Here is an 8,961-nt window from a genome sequence, read left to right on the forward strand (position 1 = left end):
GAAGTAGTCACCCCGCGTTCCCTGAGCCTGTCGAGGGCCTCATCCTCGTCGACAGGCTCAGGGAACGACTCTTCTCGCACACCAGAAACGAACGGATCCATGACCGACCGACTCGCCGCCGTCGCTGATCTCCTTCCTCCGAAGAAACACCGCCAGACCCGCATCGGCCTCGTCGCCGGAGGCCTCGCCGCCTACTGGCCGCAGTTTCCCGAGCTGCTGCCGCAGCTGCAGGAGTCGAGCCGCTACGTCACGGATCGCTTCAATCAGCTCGACGCCGAAGTGATCGATGTGGGCTTCGTGTCCGATGCGCAGGAGGCCACGGTCGCCGCCGAAAGACTCCGCGTCGCGGATTGCGACCTCATCGTCATCTTCCTCACCACCTACCTGACCTCGTCGATGGTGCTTCCGATCGCCCAGCGCGCGAAAACCCCCGTGCTCGTGATCGACCTGCAGCCCACCGAGGCCATGGACCACGCCAACTTCGACACCGGCAAGTGGCTCGCCTACTGCGGCCAGTGCCCGGTTCCCGAGGTGGCCAACGTCTTCAAGCGCGCCGGCATCCCGTTTCGCAGCGTCTCGGGCCACCTGAAGCAGGAGTCCGCCTGGGCCCGCATCACCCAGTGGGTGCACGCCGCCGCCGTTCGCGGCGTGCTGCGCAACGCCCGCCACGGCCTGATGGGCCACCTCTACCCCGGCATGCTCGACGTGTCGACCGACCTCACCCTTGTCTCGACGCAATTCGGCTCGCACGTCGAGGTTCTCGAGTTCGACGACCTGCGCGTGCGGGTCGACGAGGTGACGGATGCGCAGGTCGCCGATCGCAAAGAACTCGCCCGGCGCCTGTTCCAGATCGACGACTCCGTGAATGACGACGACTTCTCGTGGGGCGCCAAGGTGTCTGTCGGGCTCGACCGCCTGGTCGAGGACTTCGACCTCGACTCGGCCGCCTACTACCACCGTGGACTGCAGGGAGAGCAGCACGAGCGCCTCGGCGCCGGCATGATTCTGGGCTCTTCCCTACTCACGGCCCGAGGCATCCCGTTCGTCGGCGAATACGAATTGCGAACGAGCCTCGCGATGCTCGCCGCCCACACGATCGGCGCCGGCGGCTCGTTCACCGAGATCCAGGCGCTCAACTTCTTCGACGATGTCGTGGAGATGGGCCATGACGGCCCCGCTCACCTTCAGGTCTCCGAACGCGATCCTCTGCTGCGCGGTCTCGGCATCTATCACGGCAAGCGCGGCTACGGCGTCTCGGTCGAGTTCGACGTGAAGCAGGGTCCGGTCACCACGTTCGGCATCGGGCAGGATGCCGACGGCAGCTACTCCTTCATCACCAGCGAGGGCGTCGTGAAGCCGGGGCCGCTGCTCGAGATCGGCAACACGACCTCGCGCGTCGACTTCGGCGGTGACCCCGGAGAATGGGTCGACGAGTGGTCGCAGACCGGCATCGGCCATCACTGGGCGCTGTGTGTCGGACACCGGGCCGCAGACATCCGGGCGGCAGCCAGCCTTCTCGGAATCGAGCACCGGCACGTCGACATGGCCGCGCTGCCGTCGTGGCGCTGAGACCAGGAGCACTCATGGCGACGCAACGCGTGTGCTTTCAGCTGCAGGTGAAGCCCGACCGCATCGAGGCATACCGCGAGGCCCACGCCGCCGTGTGGCCCGACATGCTCGAGGCATTGGATGCGACGGGCTGGCGCAACTACTCGATCTTTCTGCGACCCGACGGTCTTGTGATCGGCTATTTCGAGACCGACGACCTGAAGGCATCCCTCGCCGGGATGGCCGCGACGTCGGTGAACGATCGCTGGCAGGCGGCCATGGCCGACAACTTCGTCGACAGCGCCGTGCCCGCCGACCGCGCGTTCGACTACATTCCCGAGGTGTTCAACCTCGCCGATCAGCTGGCGGCCTCCCAGCGATTGTGAAACCCCGGATCACCAACTAACCTAGAAGAACTTGAATCGATTCATTTCCCCGCCCCGCGGGTGGATCTGGCTCACATGACTACTGCAGAAACACGGAGAATTTCAATGGTGCAATTCAGCGACATCGCGGCCCGGCTCGAGGGGCAGTCCATCGAACTGCCCTCGTGGGCATTCGGCAACTCGGGCACGCGCTTCCGCGTCTTCGGAACCCCGGGCACGGCACGCAATCCGGAGGAGAAGATCGCCGACGCGGCGCAGGTGAACAAGTACACGGGGCTCTCGCCCAAGGTGGCCATTCACATCCCGTGGGACAAGGTCGACGACTATGCGGCCCTGGGTGCCTACGCGAACGACCTGGGCGTCGAGCTTGGAACGGTGAACTCGAACACATTCCAAGACGAGGACTTCAAGTTCGGTTCACTCACCTCGTCGAACCCGGCCGTGCGCCAGAAGGCCATCGACCACCACCTCGAATGCATCGACATAATGGATGCGACGGGGTCGAAAGACCTCAAGATCTGGCTCGCAGACGGCACCAACTATCCGGGACAAGACGACATCCGCGGCCGCCAGGACCGGCTCGCCGAGTCGTTGCAGACGATCTACGACCGTATCGGCGACGACCAGCGCCTGGTTCTCGAGTACAAGTTCTTCGAGCCCGCGTTCTATCACACCGATGTTCCCGATTGGGGCACCTCGTACGCGCAGGTCGCCGCCCTCGGCGAGCGCGCCCTGGTCTGCCTCGACACCGGCCACCACGCGCCGGGCACCAACATCGAGTTCATCGTGGCCCAGTTGCTGCGCCTCGGAAAGCTCGGCTCGTTCGACTTCAACTCGCGCTTCTATGCCGACGACGACCTGATCGTGGGGGCGGCCGACCCGTTCCAGCTGTTCCGGATCCTCTACGAGGTCATCCGCGGGGGCGGCTACGGACCCGACTCGGTGGTGGCGTTCATGCTCGACCAGTGCCACAACATCGAGGCCAAGATCGCTGGCCAGATGCGCTCTGTTCTCAATGTGCAGGAGATGACCGCGCGCGCGCTGCTCGTCGACCGCACCGCACTCACCGCGGCGCAGGAATCGAACGACGTACTCGGCGCCAACGCCGTGCTCATGGACGCCTTCTACACGGATGTCCGGGGCCCGCTGGCCGAGTGGCGCGAGTCTCGCGGCCTTGCGGCCGACCCGATCGCCGCCTTCCAGGCATCCGGTTACCAGGAGAAGATCTCGGCCGAGCGCGTGGGCGCGCAGGCGAGCTGGGGCGCGTAGGCGAGCTGGGGCGCGTAGCCCGCCGACTCCCCTCGACGGGCGCGTGCGTATCGACTCTTTCGAGTGTCGGCGGAATAGAGGAGAGTAGAGACAGGTTCTCCCGATGAAGCGAATTCTGTGAGCCACCGCTCCGCTTCTCCCACACGCCTTTTTTCCACACCGTCTCAGCCCTGGAGTTCTCGTGACCGATCGCCTCGCACCGCCCACAGACTCCATGCCGGCCGTCGCACCGCTCGATGCGCCCGTCGCGCCCGCATCCGCCTGGGCCGAAGACCCGGCTCTGGCGGGGCGCAACCGCCTCGTCATCTCGCTGCTGCTCGTCTCGGCGTTCGTCGTCATTCTGAACGAGACCATCATGAGCGTGGCGCTGCCCGTGCTCATGAGAGACCTCGACATCGCCGCCGAGGCCGCGCAGTGGCTGACCACCGCGTTCATGCTCACCATGGCGGTCGTCATCCCGATCACCGGCTTTCTGCTGCAGCGGCTCAACACACGACCCGTGTTCCTCGCGGCCATGTCACTCTTCAGCGCGGGCACGTTCATCTCGGCCATGGCGCCGGGCTTCGAGGTGCTGCTCGCCGGGCGCGTCATCCAGGCCAGCGGAACGGCCATCATGATGCCGCTGCTCATGACCACCGTGCTCAACCTCGTGCCGCCGGCCACGCGGGGTCGCACCATGGGCAACATCTCGATCGTCATCTCGGTCGCCCCGGCCATCGGTCCCACGATCTCGGGCCTCATCCTCAGCGTGCTCGACTGGCGCTGGATGTTCTGGCTCGTTCTGCCCATCGCCGTCGGCGCGCTGGTGCTCGGCTTCTTGAAGATCCCCAACGTCACCGAGCCGCGCAAGGCTCCCCTCGACGTGTTCTCGGTCATACTTTCGGCGTTCGCGTTCGGCGGGCTGGTCTACGGACTCAGCTCTCTCGGCGGCAACAGCGCAGAAGGCGGCATGCCCGGCTGGCTTCCTCTCGCCATCGGAATCGTCGCGCTTGCCGTATTCATCCTGCGTCAGATCGGCCTCGCCCGACACGAGAAGGCGCTGCTCGATCTCCGCGTCTTCCGTTCGGGTACTTTCTCGGTCGCCATCGCCATGCTCGCCATCAGCATGATGGCCCTCTTCGGAATGCTCATCATCCTGCCCCTGTACACGCAGAATGTGCTGGGCCTCGATACGCTCTCGACCGGGTTGCTGTTGCTTCCGGGCGGGCTGCTGATGGGCATCCTGGCGCCGTTCGTGGGCCGCGCCTACGACCGCTTCGGACCGCGGGTGCTGCTGATTCCGGGCTCCATCATCGTGAGTGCCGCATTCTGGGGCATGACCCTCTTCACCGCGACCACGTCATGGGGCTGGGTGCTCGCCGCGCACGTCACCATGAGCCTGGGCCTGGCGCTGCTGTTCACGCCGCTGTTCACCGCGGGCCTCGCGTCGCTCACGCCGAAGCTCTACTCGCACGGCAGCGCCGTCGTCGGAACCGTTCAGCAGCTCGCCGGAGCCGCCGGCACTGCCCTGTTCGTATCGGTCATGGCGAGCCAGGCGATCGCCCTCTCGGGTGGCAGCGCACCGAGCGCAGTCGACACTGCCGGAGGCATCCACGTGGCCATTATGTGCGCAGCGTTCATCTCCCTCGCAGCGATCGCGATCTCGTTCTTCGTGAAGGCGCCTGCCCAGTCAGAAGACGCGCCGCGCGACGCGGTGCCCGCGGGCCACTAAGCGCACCGGCTCGTTCGGGTCAACTCGGGGAGGGCGGCAGTATGCGCACGCGGGCCGCGGCCGCGCGCTCCTGCGCTCGAGCGAGCCTCGCTCTGCCTGCGGGCCGGATGACGTAGCCCGTGACGGGGTCGACCTGGTCGAGGTCTGGCCGGAGCGTGCGACTCACGGTGTAGCCCGCGGCGTGCTCGGCTGCGCGGCGCCTCGCCAGGTCGGCCCGCCGATACCAGGAGATGCCGCGGGAGTGCCGCCCTGCGAGCAGCGCGTGTCGGGCGGGAACAGGTTCACGCGATCCTGTTCCCCATGCGGGAGCGACCGGCGCGGCCGTGTTCCGCACGTCGGTCACGATCGCCGGCGCCACCTCGGGATCCTCCCCGCGCGAGATGATCTGCCGCGCGCGCAGCACGGCCCATTCGGATGGCGACAGCTCGGGGCCGCCGGCATCCAGCAGCCGTGCAGCCGACCGCGCCCGCTTCTCCTCGACTGGAGTGAGCGCACGCTCGCCCGCGCGCCTGATCACGATCGCCGTGGCGGGATCCAGCTGATCGACCTGCACCGGGCCGGAGCGCGAGAGCGTGTAGCCGGCTTCGAGCTCTCTCAGGGCGATTCGTGCGGCGGTGCCATGGCGGCTGGATGCGATGCGGATCGCCACGCCGCTCATGACGGCTATGACGAAGGCCGGGACACGCAGGAAATCGGAGCCCTGCACCAGCGACACGATGACCACCACGATCCCGCTCGCGAGCAGGAGTCCGGCCACATACTGCACCGCTCGCCAGATCGATCCGATCCGCTCCGACGACGGTCCGTAGACCGGCTCCCGACGCACGACGTCGCCCAGAAGCTCGTCGGCGGTGCGACTCGGGAGTTCGAGATCGGCCGCCAGCGTCCGCCGAATCGGATCGAGTTCCGGCACCGCCTCGCGCCACAGGTCCATCCGGTTCACATGGGCATCGGGCCTGCCGCGCAACTCGTTCACCGCCGTGGCGAGGCGCACCAGGTCGATTCCCCGCCCGTTGAGGACAGCCGCCAGGCCGGTCGCCGGCGAATAGACGAGCAGGGGAATGGTCGTCGAATTCGCCTGGATCGTGATCGCTTCTCTCAGGTTCTGCGCGCTGCCGCTGGGGCCGGGCAGCGTGACGCTCGCCAAGCCGATGCGGTCGATATCCGACCAGGGGATGAACGCCCGCCAGTCGGAAGCGATGCTCCGGTCGATGGGAGCGGACAGCTCGTGGAGTCTGACTCCGTCGCCGTCGAAGACCACCTGGAACGGGTCGCCGAGACTTCGCAGCCGGTCGCCGTAACCCGCCTGCCACAGTCGGGTCAGTGTCTGCCCCGATATCGACGCGTGCAGGTGGATGTCGGACGGTCGCGACTGTCCTGCTGATCCCCCGGCCATGCTTCAATCATGCCGTCGACTTGTCACTGCACGCGCAGGATCGGGCTTGGGCACGCCCGCCGCCACACCCGCCGACGTGTTACTTTATGTGAGATAGCAGCGCCAAGCTCACGTCGGGAGGCGACCAATGGCGACGACTCGCGGCTTCGGCGCCGAGGCCCGGCGCGATGCGCTGCTCGAAACCCTGCGCTCCGAGGGCGGCGTGCGCCTCGAACCCGCGGCCGAGCGACTCGGCGTCAGTGTGATGACCGTGCGCCGCGACCTCGATGAACTGGATGCGGCTGGCCTGGTCAGACGGGTGCGCGGCGGGGCCGTGCCGGCGCTCGACGCGCGACCGTTCAGCGAGCGGCGCGGCACGTCACTGGCCGCGAAGGCGCGCATCGCAGAGAAGGCCGCCGCTCTCCTGCCGGGCGCGGGGTCGATCGCGGTCGACGCATCCACAACCGCCGGGGGCCTCGCCGGCCACCTCAACCCGACCGGCCCGTTGACCGTCGCGACCAACAGCTACGAGAACTTCGTCGCGTTGAACGGGAAGGCTGCCGTTTCGCCCATTCTCGTCGGTGGCGAACTCGATGAACGCACGGGCAGCTTCGTCGGGCTCATAGCCTGTCAGAGCGCCCAGTCCATGCTGTACAGCCGCCTCTTCGCGTCGGCGTATTCGCTGGATGCGCCGAACGGCAGCTCGGAGGTATCACTCGCGGAGAGCCAGGTGAAGCGGGCGTTCGCAGAGCGGGCCCGCGAGATCGTTCTGCTCGTCGACTCGTCGAAGCTCGGCCAGCAGGCGCTGGCCGTGGGCTTCGCGTGGCACGAGATCGGCGTCCTCGTGACCGAACTCGACCCATCCGATGCGGCCCTCGACCCCTACCGCGACCTCGTCGACCTCCTCTGAAGCCGCTCCACCCCTTTCGCCGATGAGGAAATACGTGCGACTCGCCGCCATCAAAGCGCTGTCGAGCGGGGTGGCGCGAGTATTTCCTCATCCGCGAAAGACACGTCACCATTGTGGTGTCGCGTTAGATTTTGTAACATCTAACAAAACGCAACAAACCCCCGTGCATTGGAGCGCCCCATGACTTCCCCCGAAACCCCCGTGGCTGCTGCCGAACTGATCGCGCGCTCGAACCGGCTGGGACAAGACCCGAGGAACACGAACTACGCGGGCGGAAACACGTCGGCCAAGGGCTTCGCCACCGACCCGGTCACCGGCGAAGAGGTCGAGCTCATGTGGGTCAAGGGTTCTGGCGGAGACCTCGGCACTCTTACGGAGACAGGTCTCGCCGTGCTGCGCCTCGACCGCCTGCGCTCGCTCGTGAACGTCTATCCCGGTGTCGACCGCGAAGACGAGATGGTCGCCGCCTTCGACTACACCCTCTTCGGCAAGGGAGGCGCGGCCCCCTCGATCGACACCGCCATGCACGGACTCGTCGAAGCCGCCCACGTCGACCATCTGCACCCCGATTCCGGCATCGCCATCGCGACGGCCGCCGACGGCGAGGCGCTCACGAGCACGATCTTCGGCGACAAGGTCGTCTGGGTGCCGTGGCGTCGGCCCGGCTTCCAGCTCGGCCTCGACATCGCCGAGATCAAGCGTAAGAATCCGGATGCGATCGGCTGCATCCTGGGCGGCCACGGCATCACCGCGTGGGGCGACACGAGCGACGAGACGGAGGCGAACAGCCTGTGGATCATCGACACCGCCGCCCGATACATCGCCGAGCACGGAAAGGCCGAGCCTTTCGGCCCGGCCCGCGACGGCTTCGGCCCCCTCGACCCGGCAGGGAGACGCGCGAAGGCCGCCGCCCTCGCCGCCACTCTCCGCGGCCTCGCCTCGGTCGACGCCCCCAAGGTGGGCAGCTTCACCGACGCAGACGTCGTGCTCGACTTCCTCGCCTCGAGCGAGGCGCCCCGCCTGGCCGAGCTGGGCACGAGCTGCCCCGACCACTTTCTGCGCACCAAGGTCAAGCCGCTGATCCTCGATCTGCCGGCCGACGCATCCATCGACGACTCGATCGCGCGCCTCATCGAGCTGCACGCCGAGTACCGCGCCGACTACCAGGCCTACTACGACAGGCACGCCACCCCCGATTCGCCCGCGATCCGCGGGGCCGACCCGGCGATCGTGCTCGTTCCCGGCGTGGGCATGTTCAGCTACGGCGCCAACAAGCAGACCGCCCGCGTGGCCGGCGAGTTCTATCTCAACGCCATCAACGTGATGCGCGGCGCCGAGTCGCTCTCGACCTACGCTCCGATCGAAGAGAGCGAGAAGTTCGCGATCGAGTACTGGGCCCTCGAAGAGGCGAAGCTGCAGCGGCTGCCCAAGCCGAAGTCGCACGCGACACGCGTCGCGCTCGTGACCGGGGCGGCATCCGGAATCGGCAAGGCCATCGCGACCCGCCTCGCGAACGACGGCGCGTGCGTCGTGATCGCAGACCTCGACCTCGAGAAGGCCCAGGATGCCGCCGCGCAGCTCGGATCGACCGACGTTGCCATCGGCGTGCAGGCCAACGTGACCAGCGCAGACGAGATCCAGGCCGCGATCGACGCCGCCGTGCTCGCTTTCGGCGGTCTCGACCTCGTAGTGAACAACGCCGGACTCTCGTTGTCGAAGCCGCTGCTCGACACCACGGAGGGCGACTGGGACCTGCAGCACA

7 protein-coding genes are annotated in these 8,961 nt (G+C 67.2%); 6 read left to right on the forward strand and 1 reads right to left on the reverse strand.

Going from position 1 to position 8,961, the window contains the following annotated elements:
• Positions 1-99 precede the first annotated feature (99 nt).
• The 4 genes from ACE5CZ_RS13150 to ACE5CZ_RS13165 all read left to right on the forward strand — a co-directional run bounded on the left by ACE5CZ_RS13150 (position 100) and on the right by ACE5CZ_RS13165 (position 4,914).
• Positions 100-1,569: an arabinose isomerase gene (locus ACE5CZ_RS13150; RefSeq protein ID WP_374947783.1), complete on the forward strand. Its 1,470-nt coding sequence runs from the start codon at positions 100-102 to the stop codon at positions 1,567-1,569.
• A 14-nt stretch (positions 1,570-1,583) separates the two neighbouring features.
• A complete protein-coding gene (locus tag ACE5CZ_RS13155) occupies positions 1,584-1,934 on the forward strand; it encodes an L-rhamnose mutarotase (protein WP_374947784.1) in 351 nt (116 codons plus the stop codon).
• A gap of 105 nt (positions 1,935-2,039) precedes the next feature.
• Positions 2,040-3,203, forward strand: a complete 1,164-nt coding sequence (gene rhaI, locus ACE5CZ_RS13160) for an L-rhamnose isomerase (RefSeq protein ID WP_374947785.1) — start codon at positions 2,040-2,042, stop codon at positions 3,201-3,203.
• 214 nt (positions 3,204-3,417) lie between these two features.
• Positions 3,418-4,914 carry a DHA2 family efflux MFS transporter permease subunit gene (locus ACE5CZ_RS13165; RefSeq protein WP_374947789.1) on the forward strand — a complete coding sequence of 499 codons (1,497 nt, stop codon included), beginning with the start codon at positions 3,418-3,420 and terminating at the stop codon, positions 4,912-4,914.
• A gap of 19 nt (positions 4,915-4,933) precedes the next feature.
• On the opposite strand, the gene ACE5CZ_RS13170 is transcribed toward ACE5CZ_RS13165, so the two are convergent.
• Positions 4,934-6,310, reverse strand: a complete 1,377-nt coding sequence (locus ACE5CZ_RS13170; protein WP_374947786.1) for a hypothetical protein — start codon at positions 6,308-6,310, stop codon at positions 4,934-4,936.
• A gap of 127 nt (positions 6,311-6,437) precedes the next feature.
• On the opposite strand from ACE5CZ_RS13170, the gene ACE5CZ_RS13175 reads away from it, so the two are divergent.
• Positions 6,438-7,199, forward strand: a complete 762-nt coding sequence (locus ACE5CZ_RS13175) for a DeoR/GlpR family DNA-binding transcription regulator (RefSeq protein ID WP_374947787.1) — start codon at positions 6,438-6,440, stop codon at positions 7,197-7,199.
• Between the two features lie 180 nt (positions 7,200-7,379).
• A partial coding sequence (rhaD, locus tag ACE5CZ_RS13180) for a bifunctional rhamnulose-1-phosphate aldolase/short-chain dehydrogenase (RefSeq protein ID WP_374947788.1) occupies positions 7,380-8,961 on the forward strand: 1,582 nt, incomplete at its 3' end.

This window comes from Agreia sp., assembly GCF_964263775.1.
GTDB lineage: Bacteria > Actinomycetota > Actinomycetes > Actinomycetales > Microbacteriaceae > Agreia.